Annotated in this window: 17 protein-coding genes; 7 read left to right on the forward strand and 10 right to left on the reverse strand. The window is 72.0% G+C overall.

Annotation, left to right across the window (positions count from 1 at the left end; all coding sequences use genetic code 11):
• Positions 1 to 14 precede the first annotated feature (14 nt).
• The 5 genes from OG338_RS18120 (at position 15) to tuf (ending at position 8,727) form a co-directional block, all read left to right on the forward strand.
• On the forward strand, positions 15 to 3,914 hold the full coding sequence (locus OG338_RS18120) for a DNA-directed RNA polymerase subunit beta' (RefSeq protein WP_405938321.1): 3,900 nt from the start codon (positions 15 to 17) through the stop codon (positions 3,912 to 3,914).
• A 446-nt stretch (positions 3,915 to 4,360) separates the two neighbouring features.
• A complete protein-coding gene (rpsL, locus tag OG338_RS18125; RefSeq protein ID WP_003948652.1) occupies positions 4,361 to 4,732 on the forward strand; it encodes a 30S ribosomal protein S12 in 372 nt (123 codons plus the stop codon).
• Between the two features lie 2 nt (positions 4,733 to 4,734).
• Positions 4,735 to 5,205, forward strand: a complete 471-nt coding sequence (gene rpsG / locus OG338_RS18130) for a 30S ribosomal protein S7 (protein WP_073964452.1) — start codon at positions 4,735 to 4,737, stop codon at positions 5,203 to 5,205.
• Between the two features lie 38 nt (positions 5,206 to 5,243).
• Complete coding sequence (gene fusA / locus OG338_RS18135) at positions 5,244 to 7,373, forward strand: elongation factor G (RefSeq protein ID WP_405938322.1); 2,130 nt, start codon at positions 5,244 to 5,246, stop codon at positions 7,371 to 7,373.
• 160 nt (positions 7,374 to 7,533) lie between these two features.
• Positions 7,534 to 8,727, forward strand: a complete 1,194-nt coding sequence (tuf, locus tag OG338_RS18140) for an elongation factor Tu (RefSeq protein ID WP_136317104.1) — start codon at positions 7,534 to 7,536, stop codon at positions 8,725 to 8,727.
• Positions 8,728 to 8,824: 97 nt separating this feature from the next.
• Here the strand turns inward: tuf and OG338_RS18145 are convergent, their stop codons facing one another.
• The 3 genes from OG338_RS18145 to OG338_RS18155 all read right to left on the reverse strand — a co-directional run bounded on the left by OG338_RS18145 (position 8,825) and on the right by OG338_RS18155 (position 11,228).
• Entirely contained in the window at positions 8,825 to 9,868 is a 1,044-nt protein-coding gene (locus OG338_RS18145) for a T3SS effector HopA1 family protein (protein WP_405938323.1), read from the reverse strand.
• The gene (gene lxmK, locus OG338_RS18150; protein WP_405938324.1) at positions 9,868 to 10,974 is read right to left on the reverse strand and encodes a class V lanthionine synthetase subunit LxmK; all 1,107 of its coding nucleotides are present in this window, start codon (positions 10,972 to 10,974) and stop codon (positions 9,868 to 9,870) included. Before lxmK ends, OG338_RS18145 begins: the two co-directional genes overlap by 1 nt.
• A 68-nt stretch (positions 10,975 to 11,042) precedes the next feature.
• The gene (locus tag OG338_RS18155; protein ID WP_405938325.1) at positions 11,043 to 11,228 is read right to left on the reverse strand and encodes an LxmA leader domain family RiPP; all 186 of its coding nucleotides are present in this window, start codon (positions 11,226 to 11,228) and stop codon (positions 11,043 to 11,045) included.
• A gap of 258 nt (positions 11,229 to 11,486) precedes the next feature.
• Here OG338_RS18155 and OG338_RS18160 point away from each other — a divergent pair, with 258 nt between their 5' ends.
• On the forward strand, positions 11,487 to 13,679 hold the full coding sequence (locus OG338_RS18160; protein WP_405938326.1) for a peptidase domain-containing ABC transporter: 2,193 nt from the start codon (positions 11,487 to 11,489) through the stop codon (positions 13,677 to 13,679).
• 4 nt (positions 13,680 to 13,683) lie between these two features.
• Here the strand turns inward: OG338_RS18160 and OG338_RS18165 are convergent, their stop codons facing one another.
• Positions 13,684 to 16,671 (reverse strand): AAA family ATPase, encoded by a 2,988-nt coding sequence (locus OG338_RS18165; RefSeq protein ID WP_405938327.1) that lies wholly within the window; start codon positions 16,669 to 16,671, stop codon positions 13,684 to 13,686.
• A gap of 358 nt (positions 16,672 to 17,029) precedes the next feature.
• Here OG338_RS18165 and OG338_RS18170 point away from each other — a divergent pair, with 358 nt between their 5' ends.
• Positions 17,030 to 17,482, forward strand: coding sequence for a hemerythrin domain-containing protein (locus OG338_RS18170; RefSeq protein WP_405938328.1), 453 nt, complete (start codon positions 17,030 to 17,032; stop codon positions 17,480 to 17,482).
• A gap of 7 nt (positions 17,483 to 17,489) precedes the next feature.
• Here the strand turns inward: OG338_RS18170 and OG338_RS18175 are convergent, their stop codons facing one another.
• The 6 genes from OG338_RS18175 to OG338_RS18200 all read right to left on the reverse strand — a co-directional run bounded on the left by OG338_RS18175 (position 17,490) and on the right by OG338_RS18200 (position 24,769).
• On the reverse strand, positions 17,490 to 17,840 hold the full coding sequence (locus tag OG338_RS18175; RefSeq protein WP_405940458.1) for a hypothetical protein: 351 nt from the start codon (positions 17,838 to 17,840) through the stop codon (positions 17,490 to 17,492).
• Between the two features lie 158 nt (positions 17,841 to 17,998).
• On the reverse strand, positions 17,999 to 18,640 hold the full coding sequence (locus OG338_RS18180; RefSeq protein ID WP_405938329.1) for a hypothetical protein: 642 nt from the start codon (positions 18,638 to 18,640) through the stop codon (positions 17,999 to 18,001).
• On the reverse strand, positions 18,637 to 19,260 hold the full coding sequence (locus OG338_RS18185; RefSeq protein ID WP_405938330.1) for an RNA polymerase sigma factor: 624 nt from the start codon (positions 19,258 to 19,260) through the stop codon (positions 18,637 to 18,639). Before OG338_RS18185 ends, OG338_RS18180 begins: the two co-directional genes overlap by 4 nt.
• A gap of 74 nt (positions 19,261 to 19,334) precedes the next feature.
• Positions 19,335 to 21,443, reverse strand: coding sequence for an RNA repair domain-containing protein (locus tag OG338_RS18190; RefSeq protein ID WP_405938331.1), 2,109 nt, complete (start codon positions 21,441 to 21,443; stop codon positions 19,335 to 19,337).
• Complete coding sequence (locus OG338_RS18195; RefSeq protein WP_405938332.1) at positions 21,443 to 23,125, reverse strand: RNA ligase family protein; 1,683 nt, start codon at positions 23,123 to 23,125, stop codon at positions 21,443 to 21,445. The genes OG338_RS18190 and OG338_RS18195 overlap by 1 nt, the downstream gene beginning before the upstream one ends.
• An 84-nt stretch (positions 23,126 to 23,209) precedes the next feature.
• Positions 23,210 to 24,769 carry an FG-GAP and VCBS repeat-containing protein gene (locus OG338_RS18200; RefSeq protein ID WP_405938333.1) on the reverse strand — a complete coding sequence of 520 codons (1,560 nt, stop codon included), beginning with the start codon at positions 24,767 to 24,769 and terminating at the stop codon, positions 23,210 to 23,212.
• Between the last annotated feature and the right edge of the window lie 41 nt (positions 24,770 to 24,810).

The raw sequence follows: 24,810 nt of genomic DNA on the forward strand, positions 1-24,810 counted from the left end.
GGGATTGACGACAAGTGCTCGACGTCAACTTCTTCGACGAGCTGCGGATCGGCCTTGCCACCGCGGACGACATCCGGACCTGGTCCCACGGCGAGGTCAAGAAGCCGGAGACCATCAACTACCGCACCCTCAAGCCCGAAAAGGACGGACTCTTCTGCGAGAAGATCTTCGGTCCGACCCGGGACTGGGAGTGCTACTGCGGCAAGTACAAGCGTGTCCGCTTCAAGGGCATCATCTGTGAGCGCTGTGGCGTCGAGGTCACGCGCGCCAAGGTGCGCCGCGAGCGCATGGGCCACATCGAGCTCGCTGCTCCCGTCACCCACATCTGGTACTTCAAGGGCGTCCCGTCGCGCCTGGGCTACCTGCTGGACCTCGCGCCGAAGGACCTTGAGAAGGTCATCTACTTCGCCGCGTACATGATCACGTTCGTGGACGAGGAGCGCCGCACCCGCGACCTCCCCTCCCTGGAGGCCCACGTCTCCGTCGAGCGCCAGCAGATCGAGAACCGCCGCGACTCCGACCTGGAGAACCGCGCCAAGAAGCTCGAATCCGACCTGGCCGAGCTGGAGGCCGAGGGCGCCAAGGCCGACGTACGCCGCAAGGTGCGCGAAGGTGCCGAGCGCGAGATGAAGCAGCTGCGCGACCGTGCGCAGCGCGAGATCGACCGCCTCGACGAGGTGTGGAGCCGCTTCAAGAACCTCAAGGTCCAGGACCTGGAGGGCGACGAGCTGCTCTACCGCGAGCTGCGTGACCGCTTCGGCACGTACTTCGACGGCTGCATGGGCGCCGCCGCGCTCCAGAAGCGCCTGGAGTCCTTCGACCTGGACGAGGAGGCCGAGCGCCTCCGCGAGATCATCCGTACCGGCAAGGGCCAGAAGAAGACCCGTGCGCTCAAGCGCCTCAAGGTCGTCTCCGCGTTCCTCCAGACCAGCAACAAGCCCAAGGGCATGGTGCTGGACTGCGTGCCGGTCATCCCGCCGGACCTGCGTCCGATGGTGCAGCTGGACGGTGGCCGCTTCGCGACCTCCGACCTGAACGACCTGTACCGCCGCGTGATCAACCGCAACAACCGCCTGAAGCGGCTTCTCGACCTCGGCGCGCCCGAGATCATCGTGAACAACGAGAAGCGCATGCTCCAGGAGGCCGTGGACGCCCTCTTCGACAACGGTCGTCGCGGCCGTCCGGTCACCGGCCCGGGCAACCGCCCGCTGAAGTCCCTCAGCGACATGCTGAAGGGCAAGCAGGGCCGTTTCCGTCAGAACCTGCTCGGCAAGCGCGTGGACTACTCCGCGCGTTCCGTGATCGTCGTCGGTCCGCAGCTCAAGCTGCACCAGTGCGGTCTGCCGAAGGCGATGGCGCTGGAGCTCTTCAAGCCGTTCGTGATGAAGCGCCTGGTCGACCTGAACCACGCGCAGAACATCAAGTCGGCCAAGCGCATGGTCGAGCGCGGCCGCACCGTGGTGTACGACGTCCTCGAAGAGGTCATCGCCGAGCACCCGGTGCTGCTGAACCGTGCGCCCACGCTGCACCGCCTCGGCATCCAGGCGTTCGAGCCGCAGCTGGTCGAGGGCAAGGCCATCCAGATCCACCCGCTCGTCTGCACCGCGTTCAACGCGGACTTCGACGGTGACCAGATGGCCGTGCACCTGCCGCTGTCCGCGGAGGCGCAGGCCGAGGCCCGCATCCTGATGCTGTCCTCGAACAACATCCTGAAGCCGGCCGACGGCCGCCCGGTCACGATGCCGACCCAGGACATGGTGCTGGGTCTGTTCTTCCTGACCACCGACGGCGAGCTGCGTGACACCAAGGGCGAGGGCCGTGCGTTCGGTTCCGCGGCCGAGGCGATCATGGCGTTCGACGCCGGCGAGCTGGCGCTCCAGTCGTCCGTCGACATCCGCTTCCCGGTGGGCACCATCCCGCCGCGTGGCTGGGTGCCGCCGGTCGCCGAGGAGGGCGAGCCCGAGTACCAGCCGGGTGACACCTTCCGGCTGCGGACGAGCCTGGGCCGCGCGCTCTTCAACGAGCTGCTGCCCGAGGACTACCCGTTCGTGGACTACTCGGTCGGTAAGAAGCAGCTCTCCGAGATCGTCAACGACCTCGCCGAGCGCTACCCCAAGGTCATCGTGGCGGCGACGCTCGACAACCTGAAGGCGGCCGGCTTCCACTGGGCGACCCGTTCGGGCGTCACCGTGGCCATCTCCGACGTCGTCGTGCCCGAGGCCAAGAAGGCCATCGTCAAGGGCTACGAGGAGCAGGACGAGAAGGTCCAGAAGCAGTACGAGCGCGGTCTGATCACCAAGGACGAGCGCACGCAGGAGCTCATCGCGATCTGGACCAAGGCGACCAACGAGGTTGCCGAGGCCATGAACGAGAACTTCCCCAAGACGAACCCCATCTTCATGATGGTTGACTCGGGTGCCCGAGGAAACATGATGCAGATGCGTCAGATCGCCGGTATGCGTGGTCTGGTGTCCAACGCCAAGAACGAGACGATTCCGCGTCCCATCAAGGCGTCCTTCCGTGAGGGCCTCACCGTTCTGGAGTACTTCATCTCCACGCACGGTGCCCGTAAGGGTCTGGCGGACACCGCCCTGCGTACCGCCGACTCGGGTTACCTGACCCGTCGTCTGGTGGACGTCTCGCAGGACGTGATCATTCGCGAGGAGGACTGCGGCACCGACCGCGGCCTCAAGCTGAAGATCGCCGTCAAGGGTGCCGACGGTGTCCTCCGCAAGACGGACGACGTCGAGACCTCGGTCTACGCCCGCATGCTCGCCGAGGACGTCGTGGTGGACGGCAAGGTCATCGCGCCTGCCAACGTCGACCTCGGTGACGTCCTGATCGACGCCCTGGTGGGCGCCGGCGTCGAGGAGGTCAAGACCCGCTCGGTCCTGACCTGTGAGTCCGCGGTCGGCACCTGTGCCTTCTGCTACGGGCGCTCGCTCGCCACCGGCAAGCTGGTCGACATCGGTGAGGCGGTCGGCATCATCGCCGCCCAGTCCATCGGTGAGCCCGGCACCCAGCTGACGATGCGTACCTTCCACACCGGTGGTGTGGCCGGTGACGACATCACCCAGGGTCTGCCGCGTGTCGTCGAGCTCTTCGAGGCGCGTACGCCCAAGGGTGTCGCCCCGATCTCCGAGTCCGCGGGCCGGGTCCGCATCGAGGAGACCGAGAAGACCAAGAAGCTCGTCGTCACCCCGGACGACGGCAGCGACGAGATCGCCTTCCCGATCTCGAAGCGCGCCCGTCTCCTGGTGGGCGAGGGCGACCACGTCGAGGTGGGCCAGAAGCTCACCGTGGGTGCCACCAACCCGCACGACGTGCTGCGCATCCTCGGCCAGCGCGCGGTCCAGGTCCACCTGGTCGGCGAGGTCCAGAAGGTCTACAACTCGCAGGGCGTGTCGATCCACGACAAGCACATCGAGATCATCATCCGGCAGATGCTCCGCCGCGTGACGATCATCGAGTCCGGCGACGCGGAGCTGCTGCCGGGCGAGCTGGTGGAGCGGTCGAAGTTCGAGACCGAGAACCGTCGTGTGGTCACCGAGGGCGGTCACCCCGCCTCCGGCCGTCCGCAGCTGATGGGTATCACCAAGGCGTCGCTGGCGACGGAGTCGTGGCTGTCCGCGGCCTCCTTCCAGGAGACGACCAGGGTCCTGACGGACGCGGCGATCAACGCCAAGTCCGACTCCCTGATCGGCCTCAAGGAGAACGTCATCATCGGTAAGCTCATCCCGGCCGGTACGGGCCTGTCCCGCTACCGCAACATCCGGGTCGAGCCGACCGAGGAGGCCAAGGCCGCGATGTACTCGGCCGTCGGCTACGACGACATCGACTACTCGCCGTTCGGCACCGGCTCCGGCCAGGCCGTTCCGCTGGAGGACTACGACTACGGTCCGTACAACCAGTAAGCGAGTCGCTTGATACGCCCGAAGGGCGGTCGTCCCGGACATCCGGGGCGGCCGCCCTTCGGCGTGTGATACGTCACAGGGGCGGGCCGGACGGCGAGGCTCCCCGGGGCCCCGTGCGGGCCCGTACGGCCGCAGAGGCGCTCTCAGGGGGCCTTGAGGCATCCGTACGGGTCGGGACAAGCCGGGCGCGCGGGCCGGCCGCCCGGGCCGGACGCCATTTGTTTTGACCCAGGTCCGTGAGGTAGGTACGCTCAGACCTTGTGCCTGGGGTGTGCCTGGGTTCGCGTGCGTGTCCTCAACCGCATGGCGAGCCTGTCTTCGGCCACCGTGATCCGTGCTCCTCATACCGTTCCGGTACGGGCTCGCAGGATTCGACACACCCGACCGCGTGGGTCGGCGACGTTCCAGGTTAGTTTCACCGACGGCACACAGAAACCGGAGAAGTAGTGCCTACGATCCAGCAGCTGGTCCGGAAGGGCCGGCAGGACAAGGTCGAGAAGAACAAGACGCCCGCACTCGAGGGTTCGCCCCAGCGCCGCGGCGTCTGCACGCGCGTGTTCACGACCACCCCGAAGAAGCCGAACTCCGCGCTCCGGAAGGTCGCACGTGTGCGTCTGACCTCGGGCATCGAGGTCACGGCCTACATCCCGGGTGAGGGACACAACCTCCAGGAGCACTCCATCGTGCTCGTGCGTGGTGGCCGTGTGAAGGACCTGCCGGGTGTTCGTTACAAGATCATCCGTGGCTCGCTCGACACCCAGGGTGTCAAGAACCGCAAGCAGGCCCGCAGCCGCTACGGCGCCAAGAAGGAGAAGTAAGAATGCCTCGTAAGGGCCCCGCCCCGAAGCGCCCGGTCATCATCGACCCGGTCTACAACTCTCCTCTTGTCACGTCGCTGATCAACAAGATCCTGCTCGACGGCAAGCGTTCCACCGCCGAGCGGATCGTGTACGGCGCCATGGAGGGTCTTCGTGAGAAGACCGGCGCCGACCCGGTCATCACGCTGAAGCGCGCGCTGGAGAACGTCAAGCCCTCGCTTGAGGTCAAGTCCCGCCGTGTCGGTGGCGCCACCTACCAGGTGCCGATCGAGGTCAAGCCCGGTCGTGCCGCCACCCTGGCGCTCCGCTGGGTCGTGGGTTACTCCCGCGCCCGCCGCGAGAAGACGATGACCGAGCGGCTGATGAACGAGCTGCTCGACGCCTCGAACGGTCTTGGCGCTGCCGTCAAGAAGCGTGAGGACACCCACAAGATGGCCGAGTCCAACAAGGCCTTCGCGCACTACCGCTGGTAGTCGCTACCCCCATCGAGACCGAGAGAAGACTGAGCCTTATGGCCACCACTTCGCTTGACCTGGCCAAGGTCCGCAACATTGGGATCATGGCCCACATCGACGCGGGCAAGACGACCACCACTGAGCGGATCCTGTTCTACACCGGCGTTTCGTACAAGATCGGTGAGGTCCACGACGGCGCTGCCACGATGGACTGGATGGAGCAGGAGCAGGAGCGCGGCATCACCATCACGTCCGCCGCGACGACCTGTCACTGGCCGCTCAACGATGTTGACCACACCATCAACATCATCGACACCCCGGGTCACGTCGACTTCACCGTCGAGGTGGAGCGTTCGCTCCGCGTCCTCGACGGCGCCGTCACCGTGTTCGACGGTGTGGCCGGCGTCGAGCCGCAGTCCGAGACCGTCTGGCGTCAGGCGGACCGCTACGGCGTGCCGCGTATCTGCTTCGTCAACAAGCTCGACCGCACCGGTGCCGACTTCCTGCGCTGCGTCAACATGATCGTGGACCGCCTCGGCGCGACCCCGATCGTGATGCAGCTGCCGATCGGTGCCGAGGCGGACTTCACGGGCGTCGTCGACCTCGTGTCGATGAAGGCCTTCGTGTACCCCGAAGAGGCCGCCAAGGGCGAGATGTACAACGTCGTTGACATCCCGGCCGACCTCCAGGAGCAGGCGGACGAGTGGCGCGGCAAGCTGCTCGAAGCCGTGGCCGAGAACGACGACGCCATGATGGAGCTGTACCTGGAGGGCACCGAGCCCACCCAGGAGCAGCTGCACGAGGCGATCCGTCGGATCACGCTGGCCTCCAAGGGCGGCGCCGACTCCGTCACCGTCACCCCGGTGTTCTGTGGCACCGCGTTCAAGAACAAGGGCGTCCAGCCCCTGCTCGACGCGGTCGTCCGCTACCTGCCTTCCCCCCTGGACGTCGAGGCCATCGAGGGCCACGACCCCAAGGACGCCGAGACCGTCATCGAGCGCAAGCCCTCGGACGACGAGCCGCTGTCGGCTCTGGCGTTCAAGATCGCGAGCGACCCGCACCTCGGCAAGCTCACCTTCGTCCGGATCTACTCCGGTCGCCTGGACGCCGGCACCGCGGTGCTGAACTCCGTCAAGGGCAAGAAGGAGCGCATCGGCAAGATCTACCGTATGCACGCGAACAAGCGTGAGGAGATCGACTCGGTGGGCGCCGGCGACATCATCGCCGTCATGGGCCTGAAGCAGACCACCACCGGTGAGACGCTGTGCGACGACAAGAACCCGGTCATCCTGGAGTCCATGGACTTCCCGGCGCCGGTCATCCAGGTCGCCATCGAGCCCAAGTCCAAGGGTGACCAGGAGAAGCTGGGTGTCGCCATCCAGCGCCTCTCCGAGGAGGACCCGTCCTTCCAGGTGCACTCCGACGAGGAGACCGGCCAGACCATCATCGGTGGTATGGGCGAGCTGCACCTTGAGGTGCTCGTCGACCGCATGAAGCGCGAGTTCCGCGTCGAGGCGAACGTCGGCAAGCCGCAGGTCGCGTACCGCGAGACGATCCGCAAGGCCGTCGAGCGCATCGACTACACGCACAAGAAGCAGACTGGTGGTACCGGCCAGTTCGCGAAGGTGCAGATCGCCATCGAGCCCCTTGAGGGCGGCGACGCGTCGTACGAGTTCGTCAACAAGGTCACCGGTGGCCGCATCCCCCGTGAGTACATCCCCTCGGTGGACGCGGGTGCCCAGGAGGCCATGCAGTTCGGCATCCTGGCCGGTTACGAGATGGTCGGCGTCCGCGTCATCCTTCTCGACGGTGGCTACCACGAGGTCGACTCCTCGGAGCTCGCCTTCAAGATCGCCGGTTCGCAGGCGTTCAAGGAGGGTGCCCGCAAGGCGTCCCCCGTGCTCCTTGAGCCGATGATGGCCGTCGAGGTCACCACGCCCGAGGACTACATGGGCGATGTCATCGGCGACCTCAACTCCCGCCGTGGCCAGATCCAGGCCATGGAGGAGCGCAGCGGCGCTCGCGTCGTGAAGGGCCTCGTGCCCCTCTCGGAGATGTTCGGCTACGTCGGAGACCTCCGCAGCAAGACCTCGGGTCGCGCAAGCTACTCGATGCAGTTCGACTCCTACGCCGAGGTTCCGCGGAACGTCGCCGAGGAGATCATCGCGAAGGCCAAGGGCGAGTAACTCTCCCGAGCTCACGCTTTAGGCTTGTCACCGGAGCCCGTGGGGCATTCGTCGCGCAGTTCACACTTCGCGGAGAATGCCCCCGGGGGCCGGCATCCCAGCAAAGATCACCTGGCGCCGATGAAGCAAGGCGTACAGAACCACTCCACAGGAGGACCCAGTGGCGAAGGCGAAGTTCGAGCGGACTAAGCCGCACGTCAACATCGGCACCATCGGTCACATCGACCACGGTAAGACGACCCTCACGGCCGCCATTACCAAGGTGCTGCACGACGCGTACCCGGACCTGAACGAGGCTTCGGCCTTCGACCAGATCGACAAGGCTCCCGAGGAGCGCCAGCGCGGTATCACCATCTCGATCGCGCACGTCGAGTACCAGACGGAGCAGCGTCACTACGCGCACGTCGACTGCCCGGGTCACGCGGACTACATCAAGAACATGATCACCGGTGCCGCGCAGATGGACGGCGCCATCCTCGTGGTCGCCGCCACCGACGGCCCGATGCCGCAGACCAAGGAGCACGTGCTCCTGGCCCGCCAGGTCGGCGTTCCGTACATCGTCGTCGCCCTGAACAAGGCCGACATGGTGGACGACGAGGAGATCCTGGAGCTCGTCGAGCTCGAGGTCCGCGAGCTGCTCTCCGAGTACGAGTTCCCGGGCGACGACCTGCCGGTCGTCAAGGTCTCGGCGCTCAAGGCGCTTGAGGGCGACAAGGAGTGGGGCAACACCGTCCTCGAGCTCATGAAGGCCGTGGACGAGAACATCCCGCAGCCCGAGCGCGACGTCGACAAGCCGTTCCTGATGCCGATCGAGGACGTCTTCACGATCACCGGTCGTGGCACCGTCGTCACCGGCCGCATCGAGCGTGGTGTCCTCAAGGTCAACGAGACCGTTGACATCGTGGGCATCAAGCAGGAGAAGACCACCACCACGGTCACCGGCATCGAGATGTTCCGCAAGCTGCTCGACGAGGGCCAGGCCGGTGAGAACGTCGGTCTGCTCCTCCGTGGCATCAAGCGCGAGGACGTCGAGCGCGGCCAGGTCATCATCAAGCCCGGTTCGGTCACGCCGCACACCGAGTTCGAGGCCCAGGCGTACATCCTGTCGAAGGACGAGGGTGGCCGTCACACCCCCTTCTTCAACAACTACCGCCCGCAGTTCTACTTCCGTACCACGGACGTGACCGGCGTCGTGACCCTCCCCGAGGGCACCGAGATGGTCATGCCGGGCGACAACACCGTCATGTCGGTCCAGCTGATCCAGCCGGTCGCCATGGAGGAGGGCCTGAAGTTCGCCATCCGTGAGGGTGGCCGGACCGTGGGCGCCGGCCAGGTCACCAAGATCAACAAGTAATCACTTGTTCGTCTGACCTGGTTGCTCCGCACAGAGCACCAGGAAGGGCCCCGTCCCACCGCGCGAGCGGTGGGACGGGGCCCTTCCTGCTATGGGCTTACGCGACCGGCCCGGGCCGCAGATTGCGGTCCGGCGCCGACGGGCTGATCCCCGCCCTGACCAGGGCCTCCCGCACCGCCGCCGCCCGCGATCCGGCCCCCGGGGCGAGGGAGTGCGCGATCAGCCCGTCCGCGACCGCCCCCGCCCGGTGCTGCCCGAAGCTGAGCCCCCGCCACCCGGGCCGCGGGTCGGCCGGCTCCCGGGCGAGCGCGACGCCGGGCGCGATCCGGGCCGCGAAGACGGAGGTCCCGTCGCCGGTCGCCCGGCAGCCGGCCACCGCCCCGGCCACGGTGTCCGCGGCCTCGGCGTGGGCGTCCCCGAGGTAGACGACGAGCGCGTCCCGGCGCGGATAGTGGCGGCGGTGCGAAAGGACCTTCGCCTGGTACGGAATCCCCAGCCCCTCCAGCGCGCCGAGCACGGCCGCCCAGACCGGCGCGGCGTCCTCCGGGGCGCGCAGGTGCACATAGACCCGCACCAGCCCGGCGCCCCCGCGCCGCGCACCGCCCGCCGACCCGTGCACCAGCAGGAACCCGGGCGACAGCCACGGCCGCACCGCCGGCACGTCCACCAGGACCGAGGCCCCCGGCACGAGGTCCGGCCCGGTCACCGCGGACCTGGGGACACACAGCCGTACGCCCTGGTGCTCCACGATCACCGCCTCGGCGGCCGGGTCCGTCGCCGAGCCGGCGGGCGCCGGGCCGGTCACGGTGGCGGTGGCCCGGGTCCGGCGGTGCGGGACCGCGTCGATCAGCGCGCGCTCCAGTGCGCCGCCGCCCCGGGGGGCGCCCCGGGGGCGGTCGGATTCGGGTGCCGGGACCATGCCGGCGTGCCAGTCCTCGTACAGCGCGTTCCGCAGGACGGCGCGGGCGTGCTGCGGCTGCTCGAAGGGGTGGACGCGCCCGCCGACCGTGACCGTGCCGGCGGTGTGGTCGACGGAGACGGTGTCCAGCAGCGCGGTCAGGGCGTCGGGGAGGCCGGTGGCCGGGGCAGCGGGCGGGGGTCCCTGCGGTCCGGTCATGGTGCCGGTGGCCGGGCGGTCCATCAGTGTGCCTCCGTCAGTCCGATCGCGCCGGAAGAGCGCTGGGGCGCGAGGATCATGGCCCGGCCGATGCCGGCCTGGGCGCGGTCGAGCGGGTGGAGCCGGTTGGCGTGGCGGGCTCCGGCGAGGATGCGGTCGAAGAGGTGCCAGCCGGCGCGGGCGGCGATCCTGGCGGGGTCGACCGGGCCGCGCCGCGCGCGGTAGGCGGCCATGAGCGCGGTGACGCCGGGCCGGATGCGGGTGAGGGCGAGGCGGCCGCGGGCCATGATCGCGGTGTGGGCGGCCCGCGGGTCGTCCGCCAGTTCGTCGTCCACGGCGTCGGTGAGGCAGCGGACCGCGCGGTGCACGAACTCGCCCACCAGGCTGCCGAGATCCAGCTCGGGTTCGGCGGGGCGGAATTCCTCCCAGTCGGTGAGGTGCAGCCGGTCCCCGTGCAGCAGGAACTGGTCCAGGCGCAGGTCGCCGTGGCAGGGCACGAGCCCCGAGCCGCCCGCGTGCGACAGGGCGCGCAGTCCGTCCGCGAGCGCGGCGTCGTGCTGGAGCAGGGACCACAGCTCCAGCTCGGCGGCGCTGGCGGTCTGCCAGGTCTTCTCGGGGAGGAAGCCCAGGAACCGCAGGACCGGTGCCACGGGGGCGTCCTCCGGAGGCGGCGGCGCGTCGGGCCACGGCAGCATGTGGACCTCCGCCAGGGCCCGGCCCGTACGGCGGCACAGGTCGACGGGCAGGACGCCTTCCGGGGCGAGATCGGCGAGCGATTCGGCGCCCTCCAGCAGGGTGAAGGCGGCCAGTCCGTGCGTGGGGCGCAGGCCGAGCAGGCGCGGGGTGTCCCAGCTGAGGGCCAGGTGCGCCCGGGCGGTGGTGAAGGCGTGGTCGAAGGCGGTCATGCGGGCGATGCGACCGGGCACGTCCCAGCCGTTCATCCGCTTGACGAAGACGGCGGCCCCGGTCGAGGTCGGGCCGAACCAGTTGTCGTTGCGCCCGGCGAACGAACCCGCGTGCTCCTCCCGCAGGATGCCGAGGCCGAGGTCGGACAGCAGCACATTGACGTCCCCCGCAGCGTCGAGCGGGGGCGGTGCGAGGACCGTACGGCCCCCATCGGTGACGGACACGGCGGAGCACTCCTCCCTTCGGGAGGTGCCGTGCGCCGGAGGGCGGCGCACGGCACCCGGAACCTGGATCAGGCGAGGTAGCAGGGCAGCGTGGTCAGCGGGCTCTCCGGGGTGAAGATCGTCGTCTCGGTCTGGGTCATCGTGAGGGTGGCGATGATCGGCCGCGAGACACCGGCGGCCACCAGCTCCTCGGAGTCGGTGTAGGTGCTGTAGCCGGCCAGCAGCTCGTCGATGCCCTGCTGCTCGTTCTGCATGGGTGCTCCTTGTGGCTGGGCCCGAAGCGGGCTTGTCGCGACGCCGCCGGTGCGGCGCCGGGAACAAGCTAGGGCGGCCCCCGCGGGCTGGTATCCGGGAAACCCGCAGGGAAGCGAGGGGCGGGGGACTGCGGGAATCCACGATGTCCGGAGGGCGTCCGGAGCGGACCATCGAGCGGCGCGGTGCCATCCGCGCCGCAGATGTCAGGAGTCATCCACGGGCGGCCCGACGGGCCGTCACAGTCCGGGAGTTCAGGCATGTTCCGTACGCTCCTCCGCCGGCCGGCCAGGGTGCCGTTCCGGCAGCAGCTCGCGCAGTCCGAGTGCGCCGCGGCCTGCCTGTCGATGGTGCTCGGCCACCACGGGCACCACGTCCCGGTCGCCGAGTGCCGCGAGCGGCTGGGGCCAGGACGCGACGGCGTCGGCCTGAACCGGCTGGTGCGGGTGGCCGGCGACTACGGCCTCGATGTGCGTACGGAACGTTCCGGGGCGGAGTCCTGGGCGCCGGATTCGCTGCCCCGGGTGGCGTTCCTGGCCCGGCACCACCTCGTGGTCGTGGAGTCGGTGACGCGGCGCGGGGTGCGGGTGGCCGACCCCGGACTCGGCCGCCACCGGCAGAGCCACGAGGAGTTCCGCCGGGCGTACGGGGGCGTCTCCTTCGCCATGGCGCCCGGGCCCGGTTTCGTACGCCGCCGGATGCCGTGGCGGCAGCTGCCGTTGGCGCGTTACGTACGTGAGTTCGTCGCTGCCCCGGGCAACCGGCGGATGCTCGCCCTGATCACCGTGATCGCCGCGCTGCTCCAGGTGCTGGGGCTCGCGCTGCCGCTGGCCACCAAGGTCGCCGTGGACCGGATCGTGCCCGGCCGGGGCGGGGTGGACATGGGGACCCTGACGGTCGCCCTGTTCGGCTCGGTGCTGCTCTACGGGGTGCTGTCCCTGCTGCGCCAGCTGCTCATGGTGCGGCTGCGGGTGCGCTCGGACGCCGAGCTGACGCAGGGGTTCATCGACCATCTGTGGCGGCTGCCGATCAGCTTCTTCCTCCAGCGCTCGCGCGGCGACCTCATGCTGCGGGTGCAGAGCGTGTCCGGCACCCGGGAGGTCCTGACCCAGCATCTGCTGACCGCCACGCTCGACGGCAGCACCCTGCTGATCTACGCGGCGATCCTCACCGTGATGGTGCCCGGCTACCTGCCCGTCGTACTGCTGCTCGCCGCCCTCCAGGGCGCGGTTCTCGCCGGGGCCTACGGGAGGATCAAACGCCTCGCGCAACGCGAACTGACCCTGCGCTCCGAGGAGCAGGGCTATCTCGTGGAGACCCTGGACGCGATGGTGCCGGTCCGCGCGAACGGGGCGGGGGAGCGGGTGCGCGGGCACTGGCGGACCCTGTTCGACCGGTACCAGGAGGCGATGGCGACCCGGGCCGGCACGGCCGCCTGGGTGCAGGCCGCACAGTCCACGCTGACCGTGCTGGCCCCCCTGATCCTGCTCTGGTGCGGGCTGCGGTTCGTGCTCGCCGGGCAGATGTCCCTCGGCACCATGCTGGCCGCGAACTCACTGGCCCTGTCGGTGCTGCACCCGGTCCAGAGCCTGGTGACCGCCACCCAGAGCTTCTCCACGATGCGCGCCCAGATCGAGCGCGTGTACGACGTCCTGGACACCCCGGCGGAGACGCCCGGCCGCGCCGCGCTCCCCGGCAGCGGCCCGCTGGCCCTCTCGCTGCGCGGCCTGCGCTTCGGCTACCACAGCGACGCCACCCCGGTCCTGGACGGCGTCAGCGCCGAACTCCCGGCCGGCGGCAAGCTCGGCATCGTCGGCCGTACGGGCTCCGGCAAGAGCACCCTCGGCCTCCTGATGCTCGGGCTGCTCCGGCCGCAGGACGGGGAGGTGCTGCTCGACGGTGTGCCCGTCCGGGACATCGACCCGGCCGAACTCCGGTCCGGCTTCGGGGCCGTCCTCCAGGAGCTGCGCCTCTTCAGCGGCAGCATCCGGGACAATCTCCTCCTCGGCCGGCCCGACGCCGACGAGGCGGAGATCGAGCGCGCCTGCGTCATCGCCGGGCTCCACCAGGACGTACGGCGGCTGCCGATGGCGTACGACACCCCGGTCGGCGAGGGCGGTGCGGCGCTCTCCGCCGGGCAGCGCCAGCGCGTCGCCCTGGCCCGGGCGCTCATCCACCGCCCGCGGCTGCTGCTCCTGGACGAGGCGACCAGCCATCTCGACGCGCTGACGGAACAGCAGGTGGACGCGGCCCTCAGCGAGTTGAAGGTGACCCGTGTGGTGATCTCGCACCGGCTCTCGGCCCTCCGCAACGCGGACCTGACGATCGTCCTGGACGGGGGGCGCGTCACGGACGCCGGTACGCACGCCGAACTCACCGCCCGGCCCGGCCTCTACCGCGATCTGTCCGCGGCGTCGGCGGGGGTGCCGGAGCCCGTCCGGGCCGGGGGGTGAGCGGTCAGCGCCCGTCGTACCGGTCCAGGGCGCGGGCCAGCGCCGCGCGGGAGCGGATGCCCAGTTTCTGGTACACGCTGGTGAGGTGGGTCTCCACCGTGCGGACGCTCACGAAGAGCCGCTGGGCCGTCGCCTGGTTCGACAGCCCGTTGGCCACCAGGTCCGCGATCTGCCGCTCCCGGGGCGACAGGCGCCCCGGCCCGGACCCTTCCGGCGCCCCCTCCGAGGCCCCTTCCGGCACCCCGGGCCACGGCAGCACCGGCCGCCGCCGCAGCGCCGCCGCCGCGCGCGGCAGGAAGCCGTCGGCGCCGGCCGACTCCACCAGGGCCCGCGCCCCGGCCTTCTCGAACAGGGCCAGGCCCGCCGCCAGCGAGGCCGCCGCGCCCGCCCCGTCCGCCGATCGGCCCGCCAGGCCCGTGCAGCAGGCCGCCAGGACCCGCGCCTGCCCCGCCCGCACCAGCTGGCCCGCGCCCTCGAACCCGGCGGCGGCCGCCTCGCACGCCTCCGCCGCCGAGGCCGGGTCCTTGCGGAGCACCAGCAGCCGGGCCCGCGCCTGGTCCGCGGCCGCCCGTGCCCCGCGCAGCCCCAGCGCGTCCGCCGACTCCCGGGCCCGCCGGACCAGGGCCGCGACCGCCTCCTCGTCGCCCTCCTCCGCGTACACCGAGGCGGCCAGCTCGCACCGGTAGGCCAGCATCGGGTCCGGGCGGGCGGTGTCGTCCAGCCCGAGCAGCCGCACCGTCTCCGCACCGGCCGGCCGCCGCCCGCAGGCGATGCCCACCTCCACCTCGGCGTACACCAGGGCGGCCCGCCACCAGGCGACGGGCGGTTCCGGCAGGGTGCGCAGCAGGGCCAGCCCCGCACCGGCCGCCTCCGTGCCCCGGCTCCACAGCAGCGGGCGCAGCCGGAACGCCGCCGCGAGGGCCACCATCTCCGTCGAACCGGAAGCGGCGGACACCTCCATCGCGGTGTCGGCCGCCGCCAGCGCCTCCGCCAGGTCGTCGGTCGTGCCGTACAGACAGGCGCGCAGGGTGTGCAGATGCGGCAGCAGGTAGTGCTGGCCGTGCCGCCCGGCCGCGTCCGCCGCCGTGTCCAGGCGCCGCTTCGCCTTCCCGTACCGCTCCAGGAAGAAACCGGCCCAGCCGAATTCCGGGACCACACTCAGGGTGCGCAGCCGGCCGGGACCGCTCAGCCGCTCCCAGAGCCGGGCCGCGTCGTCGACGCCCCGGCGCGCGGCGTCCGTGTCCCCGCCGGCCAGCGCGCACATCGCGGCCAGCACCGTGGGGCCCAGCGATTCCTCCATGTCCGTGGCCCCGGCCCGCAGTGCCTCGGCCCGGCGCGCCGCCTCCCGGACGCGGCCGTTCATCAGCTCGATCCGGGCCAGCTGGAGCTCCGCGCCGTCGCCGTGCGGCAGATCCGCCTGCGGCAGGTGGCGGTCGCCGGGGGCGGGTGGGACGGCGTCGGGCGCTTCCGGGGCGGGCGTCTCCGCCTCGCCGTCCGTCGTCAGGTCCGCGAGCACCTCGTAGGCGCTGTCCGTCCGGCCCTGGAGCCGGTCCATCAGCGCGAGCAGGGCCTGGGCCTGCCGGCCCGGTGCGCCGGACGCCGCGAGCGCGGGCCGCAGCACCCGGCGCGCGTCCACGAACTCGCCCCGCACGGCGAGCGCGCGCCCCAGGTCGATCGCCAGCTCATCGCGTAACGGCAGCTCGCCGCCCTGGTGCTTCATCGCGTGCAGGCCCTTGCTCAGCCACCGCTTGCTCAGCTCGGGGGTGGTGGGCAGCGCGGAGACCGCCGCCCGGGCGAGCTGGGCCAGCTCCTGGGTCTCCACCTCGGGCAGCGCCTGCTCCAGATGCGCGGCCCACTGCGCGGGCTCCCTGCTGTGCCGCATCAGATGGGCGGCGGCCCTGCGGTGCGCGGCGGCCCGCCAGGCCGGGCCGTACTGCCGGTACGCGGCGAGGTGCCCCAGCGGGTAGACGAACCGGAAGCGGCAGTCCGCGACCTCCAGATAGCCGCGCTGCACCAGCAGGTCGAGCTCCGCCGTGACGTCCTCCGGGGGCAGCTCCGCGACCGCCGCCACCTCGCGCGGGGTCACCTCGGGACCGAGCACCGCGGCCGAGGCGAGGACCTGGAGCGTCGGCCCCGGCAGCCCGTCGAACTCCCAGCGGATCGCGGTGGCCTCGCTCGTCCCGCGCAGCGTGCGGCGCTGCACCGGGCGGGCCGGTTCGCTCCACTCCCAGGCCCCGGGCCTGCCCCCGTGGTGCGGATAGCTCTCCGCGAGCTCGGCCAGCCGGTCCGGCGGCAGGCCCGCCAGCAGCCGCAGATGCCGCGGGTTGCCCCGGCTCAGCCGGGCCAGCAGGGCGCGGTCGGCGGAGGAGGCGTCCGGCAGCATCCGGGCCGTCTCCGCCTCGTCCAGCGGGGGCAGCGGCAGATGCAGCGCGTCGGCCGCGCTGAGCGTACGGGCGAGCCCGTCCGGGCATTCACCCTGCCGGTACGCGAGCACGAAGACCGGCGCCTCCGGGGGGCCCGGCATCCGCACCAGCCGTTCCAGCACGGCGAGCGATTCGGTGTCCGACCACTGCACGTCGTCCAGCACCAGCGCGGCCTTCGGCGCGGCGAGCGCGGCGCACACCGCCTTGGCGACCCGCAGGTGCGCGTGGTGGCGGGTGGCCCCGTCGTCGGGGCGGTCGTCGGGCCGGCCGGCCGACGCGCGGGCCAGCACCTCGGCCGCCCCGGTCTCCTGGACCGCGTCCAGCAGCATCCCGTACGGCACCGTCCGGTAGGCGAGCGCCCCGTAGGCCCCGTGCACCTCGCGGCCGGACGCGACGGCGAGCCGGGCCCAGTCCCGCAGCAGCCGCGACTTGCCGATGCCCGGCGGCCCCTCGATCACCGCGACGCGCCGTGGGGCGTCGTCGTCCAGGAGAGCGGTGAGCGCGCGGAGCGCGGACTCCCGCGAGGTGAAAAGCCCGTCCTGCCGCGCCCTGCGCATGCCTTGCTGCACGTCGATATCCCCCTGTACGCAACGTGTCGCCGGGGCGGTGCGAAGGCGGGTCCGATCTTCGCCGAATCCCCCCACGGCGTCCACATTCCACCATGAGTGACCGGCCGTGACCAGACCGTGCCGGTGCGAACTACGGTTGCCGGTAAGGGGGTTGCGCGGAGGGTACGGGCCATCTGACCATGAACACGTCCACCGCGTCCTCCCGCTCGGGGCGCATCACGACAGCCCGGAGCTCGGCTGTGTCGTCCAGGTCGCCGGGGCGGCGGGGCGCAGGTCCCAGCTTTGAGTGGTACGTACATGCATGGCGGGAGTCCGTCAGAGGGCGAGGTGGCCGGGCACTTCCGGCAAAATGCCCCGCATGTGCCATTACTGCGGCTGTCGCGACATCCCGCTGATCAAGGAGTTCATCGCGGAGCACGAGTCCGTCACGGACACGGCGGGCGCGGCGCTGCGCGCGCTGGACGACGGGGACCACGGGGTCGTGGGCGGGTTGGTGGCCCGGATGGAGCGCGAGCTCGTGGCGCACTGGCAGGGCGAGGAGCAGGGCCTCTTCGCGGTGATGAGCGCCGATCCGGAGTACGCGGACTACATCGACGCGCTGGTACGCGAACACCGCGAACTCGGCGCGTTCCTCCGGGAGATCGACCTCACCCGCGCCGAGGACATCGCCCGGCTGCGCGAGGCGGTGGCCGAACTGCACCACCACATCGCCAAGGAGGAGGACGGCCTCTTCCCGGCCTCGCTCACGGCGCTGACGGGCGACGAGTGGGACCGCTCGATGCGGGCCTGGCGGGAGGCGCATCCGGCGTAGCGCGTCCTCAGCAGGGCACCCCGCAGTCGCTCACCGCCTGCGGGCCCGCCAGGACGTCGAAGCCGTACCCGAGCGCGGCGGCTCCCGCGACGCCCGCCACCAGCCCGAACGCGGTGCGCCACCGCCCCCGTACGGCGGCGAAAGCGGCCAGGGCCGCCATGAGGCCGCCGAGCGGGAGCAGGGGCAGGCCCAGCAGGAGGACATCGGTGTTCCGCTCGCCCTCGAAGGCGCCGAAGAGCCCCCGCCGCCCGTACGGCAGCCAGACCGCGAGACCCGCGAGCGCGCCGAGCGCCGCCGTGAGCAGCCCCGCGGTACCGGTGAGCGCTTCGCGCCGGGGGGCCGTCTGTTCGGTGTCCATGCGCGGTTCGGTGTCCATGTACGGGAGGACGCCCCGGCCGGCCGGGCGGTTTCGCCTGGTCGGGCGGCTCTGTACGGTTCCGCTTCGCGGCAGTCCCGGCAGCGGCCCGGTACGCGATCGTCGGCCCCTCGGCCGAGCCGTCGAGCACGGCGACGAGGTCAGTCGCCGATGGCGGGGGGCGGGATGAGGCTGGACCGGGTGACGGGCCGGGGGTTGCACGGGGTGGCGGCGCCCTTGATCGCGGAGAACCAGGCGATCTCGTGGTCGTGCTCGATCACCAGGGTGTCGCCGGGGTGGAGGGTGGCCCGCCAGCCGGTGTCGGGATCAGGGGCCTTCCCCTTGGTGACCGGCGGGGTCGGGACTCCGGGCGGGGCCTTCGCGGGCTTCCCGAATTCGATCTTCATCCCGGGGTCCGCGACGCCCGCCGGGGACTGGATGACCTCCCCCCTGGGCTGGGTGCAGGTGGTTCCGTCGGGCGGGCTGTCGATGCTCACCAGTACGCCCAGCTCGCGCACCCGCGCTACGAGTGCGTCCTGTTCCTCGGGGTCCGGTGTGAGGTCGTAGAGGGTGACGGTGACGCTGCCGTCCCCGTTCCGGTCCACGGCGTACGCCTTCGTTGTCGTGGGTGACCCGGGCAGCAGCACCGCTGCCACCGTCGCCGCGGTGGCCAGTCCGGCCGCGAGCGCGAGCCGCGGTGCTGTGACCACGCGGCGCGGGCGCGCCGGGGCGGGCCGCGGTGCGCGCGCCTCGATCTCCCGCTTCAGCTCTTCGAGCAGCCGGTCCTCGAATGTCGCGTTCATGCTCGCTCCCCTGTGCCCGCGATGAGTGTGTCCCTGGCGAGTGCCGGTTCCGGGGGCGGTTGATCCGGGATGCTGCGGGCCGCCCCGCGCAGCGTCCTGCGCGCCCGGTGCAGCCGCACCCGGGCGGTCACCTGGCGGAGGCCGAGCGCCGAGGCGGCCTCGGGGAGGGTGAGCTGGTCCACGGTGATGAGCTCCAAGAGCGCGCGCTCGCCCTGCGGGAGGCCGGCGAGCGCGGCCAGCGCCCGGCGGCCGGCCGCCTCGGCGTCCAACTGCTCCTCCAGACGCGCGATGTCGTCCGCCTCCAGCAGCCTGCGGCCCGCGATCCGGGCGCCCAGGGCCGCTTGGCGGGCGGTGCGGCGGGCCTCGGCGCCGACCAGGTTGCGGGCTATGCCGTACAGCCAGGCCGTCTCGCTGCCCCGGCCCGGACGGTAGGAGTCCGCGGAGTCGATCGCGGCGAGGAAGACCTCCGCCGTCAGGTCGGCGACCGTGTGGGGGTCGGCGACGCGCCGGGCGACGAAGCGGGTGATCGCGTCGAAGTGGCGCCGGTAGAACTCCTCGAAGAGGTCCGGATCGCGTGCCGCCGCCGCTGGTCCTTCCTTGCTGCGGGTGTCGCTCTTCAAAGTGGTGTCTCCCCGTCTTCCGGCCTGGCTGTCACCCCTACTTGGCAGTGGGCGGGAAAGGCGTTACACGCGCATCACGCCAACGGGTTCGGGCCGGGGCCCAGCGACGCCCCCTTGAGGCCCCGCAGGACCTCCGCCCCGATCTCCGCCAGGCGGTGGGCCTGCGGGGGCGTCGTGCCCAGGCCGATCGCGTAGCCCGTGTGGTCGGGGGTGGTGATCGGGCGGGGCCAGACGCGGGTGTTCGGGGTGCCCGCCTCAGCCAGGGCGGTCGTCAGGGCCAGGAGGCGGCCTCGTAGGCGGCCCTCCTCGGGTGGGGCTGCCGTCGCGAGGGCCCAGGCGGTGTGCTCGGTGAGCGGGGGCGGGGCGCAGAGCGCTTCCGGCTCCGCGTCCAGGGTTTCCCAGGCCCGGAACAGCTCCGCCGTCAGCAAGTCCCGGCCTGCGGGGCTCACTTGGGCCGTGCAGGAGCGGACCGGTGCCGTGGGGGTGTAGATCGTCACCGGGGCGCCCGTCGCCGGGCCCTCGCCCACCGGGGTGCGCCAGTCCCAGGCCGCCCAGGTCGCGAAGAAGTCCTGGAGGCCGCCGCCCTCGTGTGCCGTGCGGGCCGCGAGGGTCGTCCAGGCGAGGCCAGGGAGCCCGCCGCACGGGGCGGAGTCCAGGCCCCTCGCCGCCGCCCACTCCTTCACGTCCCGGGCCAGCGCGGTGAACGCCTCCTGGCGCGGGAACGCCGCCGCGTCGCTCACCGCGCTCAGCGCGACCGCCGCCGCCTCGCCCAACTCCGCGCGGCGCGCCACCGCTTCGGCCGGGGGCACGGTGCCCGTCGCCACGGTGACCAGGTCCACCCGCAGGCCGTCCACGTGCCACCGCAGGCCGGGGACCCGGGCCCCGCTCACCTCGCGCAGGTCCCGCGCCTCCGGGAAGGCGGCGGCGAGCCGGTCCCGTACGCCTGCGACGTCGGGGAGCGCCGCCACCAGGTCCAGGTCGGCACCGGGGAGCGCGCAGCCCATGCGCCGGGAGCCGACGAGGTGGACGTGCGCCTCGGGGAGGGCGGCGGCGACGCGAAGGGTTACGGACTCGGTCTCCGGGGAAGCCGCGCCGAGCCCCACCCGTACCCCGTAATGATCCGACACATGCAGTCCACCCGGCCCGGGCTCTTCCCCGAGCAGCACCGCCCCACACGCCCGCAGCCGGTCCGTGCGCAGCAGCACCCGGTCCAGGCGGGACACCCGGCCCGAGAGAGACGAGATCGCGGCGAGCGGGTTGGCCGACGGGTCGAAGGTCGGGGTGTCGTCGGCGGGGCCGTGGACCTCCGTCCAGGCGTCCGTCAGCGTCAGACGGGTCTGCGGGTGGTCGCCGCCGTCGTTGAAGTCGCCGACGAGCAGCAGTTCGCCCGCCACGTTCGCCAACCCTGTTGCCAGGTCCGCGAGTTCCGCCTCCCGGCGAGCCGTGCCCTCGGGGGAGTGGTCGCTGCTGAGGTGCGTGACGGCCACCGTGACCGGGCCGTCCGCCGTCTCCACCGCCGCCGCCGCGACCGCCTTGTGCGGGCCCAGCACGTGCACCGCCGTCTCGCTCACCGGCAGGCGGCTGAGCAGCAGCAGGCCGTTGTCCGGGACGTCGTGCCCGGCCGGGTCGGTCGCGAGGGTGTAGTGGGCCCGCACCCAGTCGCAGCCCAGCAGCAGCGTGAGCAGCGCGGGTTCCACCTCCTGGAGCGCGATCACGTCCGCGTCCGCCGCGCGCAGCGCCTCGGTCAGCAGGGAGCGGCGGCGCGCGGTGTCGATGCGGTCGCTGTCGTAGCGGTCCCAGAGGGTGTTCCAGGTGACGACCGTCAGCGGACCCGGCGGGCCGGGGGCCGTGGCCGGCGCCGGTTCCCAGGTGCCCGTCGCGGGGGAGTACGCGTGCGGGGTCCGGGCCGTGAAGTACGGGGAAGGCAGGCGGCGCGGGGCCCGTATCCGGCCGGCGTCCGTCGCGTCGATGCGGTCCGTGCCCGTCGCCCGGTCCCAGACGACCTCGCCGTCCGCCTCGAAGAAGAGGACCCGGTGCCACGGGATGTCGCCGCCCGGCGTGAACCGGTCCAGCGGCACCCGCTTCGGCTCCCGGCCGCGCTGCGCCACGCCCAGCACGAAGCGCGCCGGGTCGAAGCGGGCGTCCCAGCGGACCCGGTGGTAGATCTCCTCGCTCGTCCGCATCAGGCCCGGTCCTCCACGGTTCCGCTGGTGCCGATGTACCAGGTGCGGTGCGCCTGGCCGGGGTACGGGGGTACGAACCGGTGCAGCTGCGACGCCAGCACCCGCGGGGGTACGGGGTGCCCCCGGCGCCCGTTGCGCGCGGTCAGCTCCGCCTCGCCGATCCAGGCCACGGCGTGCGTGACCAGGGCGTCGCGGCGGCGGGCGACCGCGTGGACCAGCGAGCGCTGGTGCGGGTTGAGCGAGGTGGCGTCCCAGACCACCGTCGCGCCGGGGACCAGGGCCGCGTCCAGGCGGTCCAGGCCCGCCCGCAATACGTCCCCGTTGGCCCTCTGGCCGGCGCGCGAGCCCCGGGCCAGGCGCAGATCGTCCAGCGAGATGTACGTGGCGACGCCCGGCAGGCCCCGGGCGAAGGTGCTCTTGCCGCTGCCCGAGGGGCCGACCAGCTGGACCAGGTGCGGGAAGTCCCCGGACCGCCACCGCCAGGTCGCGGCGACCGCCTCCTCCGCGGTGGCGATGCGCCCGTCCGCGTACGCCTCGCGGGCCTGCGCCAGGCAGCGCGCGGCGGCCTCCGGCCCGAGGCCGGCGAACGCCCCGGCGAGCCCGTCCGGCTCCCGCACCTCCGCCGCGTGCAGCGCCGACCACTCGACCTGCTCCCCCGCCTCGCCGGTCTCCGCCAGCGCCCCGGACACCGCGTGCAGCACGGGCAGGTCCGAGGCGAGCGCCATCCGGGCCAGCCCGGCGCGCCGCTCCTCGTCGGGGTAGGGCCGGTGCAGCCCGGGCGCCAGCCCGACGAGATCCGCGACGCGACGGGCGAGCGGCATCCCGAGGGCGGGGGCCAGCAGTGGGGTGAGGGCGGCGCGGGGGGTGCCGTGCAGCGTGGCGGCGAGGACACCGGCGAGGCGGTCGTCCCCGGTGCGGCCGAGGGCGTCCAGGGCGTCGGCGGCGGCGAGGGCCTTCTCCGGCCCGGCTCCCGGCGCCGGTCCGGCTTCCGGACCGGCGCCCACCGCCGCGCGCAGCGCCCCCGCGTCCACCGGGGCTCCGCTCCGTACCGCCCACAGCGCCGCCCCCGCACCGAGCCCGTTCTCCACGACCTCCGTGTGCATCCAGTGCGTATCGGTCACCACATGCCCCGGCCGCACCCACTTCCCGACGACGCGCCCGAACAGCGCGGCCGGGAAGCCCGCCGCCGGGCGGACGACGTACCCCTCCTGCCGCCCCGTGTCCGGCTTCAGCGCGCGCAGCGCCTTCGCGTCGAACATCCCGCGCCACAGCACCGGCGGCGCCGGGATGCCCAGGGAGCGCAGGAACTCCACGGTCCGGTCCCAGCCCAGGCAGCGGTCGCCGTCCCACACGGAGAACCCGTAGAAGTGGCTCTCCAGGGAGTCGTACGCGAGGGAGTGCCGGGCGAACATGTTCTCCCCGCAGATCCGCCACCCCTGCGGAATGCGTGCCCCGACGCGGGCCTGGAGTGCCTTCACCCAGGTCCGCGACGGATGGTGCGCCGAGTCCGGCGAACGGGCGTGCAGCCCGTCCGCGTACAGCGTGGTGTTCTCGCCGTCCAGCTTCTCGGTGACGACGACCTCGGTCCCGGCCAGCGCCGCGAGGTCCGTCATCCGTACGTCGTCGGAGGTGGCGCCGGGCGACCAGGGCAGATGAGGCGTCCGTGGATAGTGCGTCCGCATGATTTTCCGCCCCCGTGCCGTTGCCGTATCCGGTCGGAACTGTAGGGGCGGGGCCCTTGCGCGTACGAACGAATAACGCGCGCGTCAGTGCGGCAGCGCGGCCCCGAACGCGTCGCCGTCGCTCCCCGCCGTGAAGCCGAGGTCGGCCTCCGCTAGGGCCACGGCCGACTCCAGGGTGCCGGGCTTGACCTTGAGCACGGTGACCGTGCCGGCCGCGTTGCCGGGGGCGCCGACCAGGGGTTCGACGCGGCCGTTGCCGTCGGTGTCCAGGGCACCGACCGTCCAGCCGAAGTGGTCGCCGACGGCCGTGACACCGGGCACCTTGTCGGTGTCCTGGTCGATCCAGAGCGCGCCCTTGGTGGTGATGCCGCCGGTCGCGTTGCCGAAGAGGATCATGGAGGCGCCGGCGCCGGTCGCGGAGCCGATCGCCTCGCTGCGCATGCCGACGACCAGGTCGTCCGTGCCGTCCCCGTCGAAGTCGCCCGAGGCGAGGCTGGACGCGAAGTAGTCCTCCATCTCGGGGGTGCCGGCGATACCGGGCGAGTCCTGGTCGAAGAGCTTCACACGGCTGGTGGCGGACAGACCCTGGGCGCTCCCGTAGAAGACCGCGAGCCGGCCGGCCGCGCCCTTCCCGCCGACCTGCTCGTCGGACACGCCGACGGCGACATCCGCGTAGGCGTCGTCGTTGAAGTGGCCCACGGCCAGCGCGCTGCCCGCGAACTCGCCGATGCCGTCGACGTTGCCGGAGTCGACGTAACCGCCGGCGGCCGGGGCCCCGTTCTTGAAGGGGCCGTACAGGACGTGCAGCGAGCCCCGGTCGGAACTGCCGGTGATCTGCTCGCCGATGGTGGCGGAGATCAGGTCCCCGACCCCGTCGCCGTTGACGTCGGCCACGGCGAGCTGTTCGCCGAAACGGTCCTCCTTCTCGGGGCCGCCGGGCACATTCGGCGTGTTCTGGTCGATCTGGACGGTGTCCTTGGCGTTCAGGCCGGTGGACGTACCGAACATGATCTTGATGGTGCCCGCGTTGGCCGCGCCGCCGGCGCTGTCGAGCGGCTGGCCGATGGCGAGGTCGCAGTAGCCGTCGCCGTTCACATCACCGGTGGCCAGGGTGTACGTGAAGATCTCGTCCTTGGCCACCGCGCCCGGGTAGGACGCCGTGTCCTCGCTGAAGGTCTCGGTCGTGGCCTTGTAGATCCCGCCGGAGCCGCCGTAGTGGACGCTCAGCATCCCGGCCCCCTCGACGTCCCCCATCGCCTCCATGGGCGAGGACACCGCGAGGTCGGCGTACCCGTTGTTGTCGAAGTCGCAGCTGGCCACCGACTGGCCGAAGGCGTCGTCGTCCTCCGGGTCGCCCCCCACGCCCGGGGACGCCTGGTCGATGCGGACCGCGCTGCGCGAGGGCCCGCTCGCGGTGCCGTTGGCGATGATGACCGAACCGGCGCGCGCGTGGCCGGACACCGTGTTGCCGGGCAGGCCGACGACGAGGTCCGGCTTGCCGTCGCCGTTGAAGTCATACGGCTTGGCCGCGTGGCCGGAGCCGGCCGTGAGGGCGACCGTCGCCACCACGCCCGCGGAGGCGAGCAGGGCGACGGCCGCATGCCACGCCTTGGGCCGACGTTTCGTTGCCTTCTCTTCGGCCATGACTGTCCTTCACTCGTCTCCGGGGCATGCCGAGTTCGCTC

It is taken from the genome of Streptomyces sp. NBC_00726, from assembly GCF_045161735.1.
Taxonomy (GTDB): Bacteria; Actinomycetota; Actinomycetes; order Streptomycetales; family Streptomycetaceae; genus Streptomyces.

Excerpts from the sequence above, each read along its gene's own strand:
- rpsG (WP_073964452.1), top strand. The coding sequence starts at position 4,735 with ATGCCTCGTAAGGGCCCCGCCCCGAAGCGCCCGGTCATCATCGACCCG.
- fusA (WP_405938322.1), top strand. The coding sequence starts at position 5,244 with ATGGCCACCACTTCGCTTGACCTGGCCAAGGTCCGCAACATTGGGATC.
- OG338_RS18145 (WP_405938323.1), bottom strand. The coding sequence starts at position 9,868 with ATGGACCGCCCGGCCACCGGCACCATGACCGGACCGCAGGGACCCCCG.
- OG338_RS18155 (WP_405938325.1), bottom strand. The coding sequence starts at position 11,228 with ATGCAGAACGAGCAGCAGGGCATCGACGAGCTGCTGGCCGGCTACAGC.
- OG338_RS18160 (WP_405938326.1), top strand. The coding sequence starts at position 11,487 with ATGTTCCGTACGCTCCTCCGCCGGCCGGCCAGGGTGCCGTTCCGGCAG.
- OG338_RS18170 (WP_405938328.1), top strand. The coding sequence starts at position 17,030 with ATGTGCCATTACTGCGGCTGTCGCGACATCCCGCTGATCAAGGAGTTC.
- OG338_RS18175 (WP_405940458.1), bottom strand. The coding sequence starts at position 17,840 with ATGGACACCGAACAGACGGCCCCCCGGCGCGAAGCGCTCACCGGTACC.
- OG338_RS18180 (WP_405938329.1), bottom strand. The coding sequence starts at position 18,640 with ATGAACGCGACATTCGAGGACCGGCTGCTCGAAGAGCTGAAGCGGGAG.
- OG338_RS18190 (WP_405938331.1), bottom strand. The coding sequence starts at position 21,443 with ATGCGGACGAGCGAGGAGATCTACCACCGGGTCCGCTGGGACGCCCGC.
- OG338_RS18195 (WP_405938332.1), bottom strand. The coding sequence starts at position 23,125 with ATGCGGACGCACTATCCACGGACGCCTCATCTGCCCTGGTCGCCCGGC.
- OG338_RS18200 (WP_405938333.1), bottom strand. The coding sequence starts at position 24,769 with ATGGCCGAAGAGAAGGCAACGAAACGTCGGCCCAAGGCGTGGCATGCG.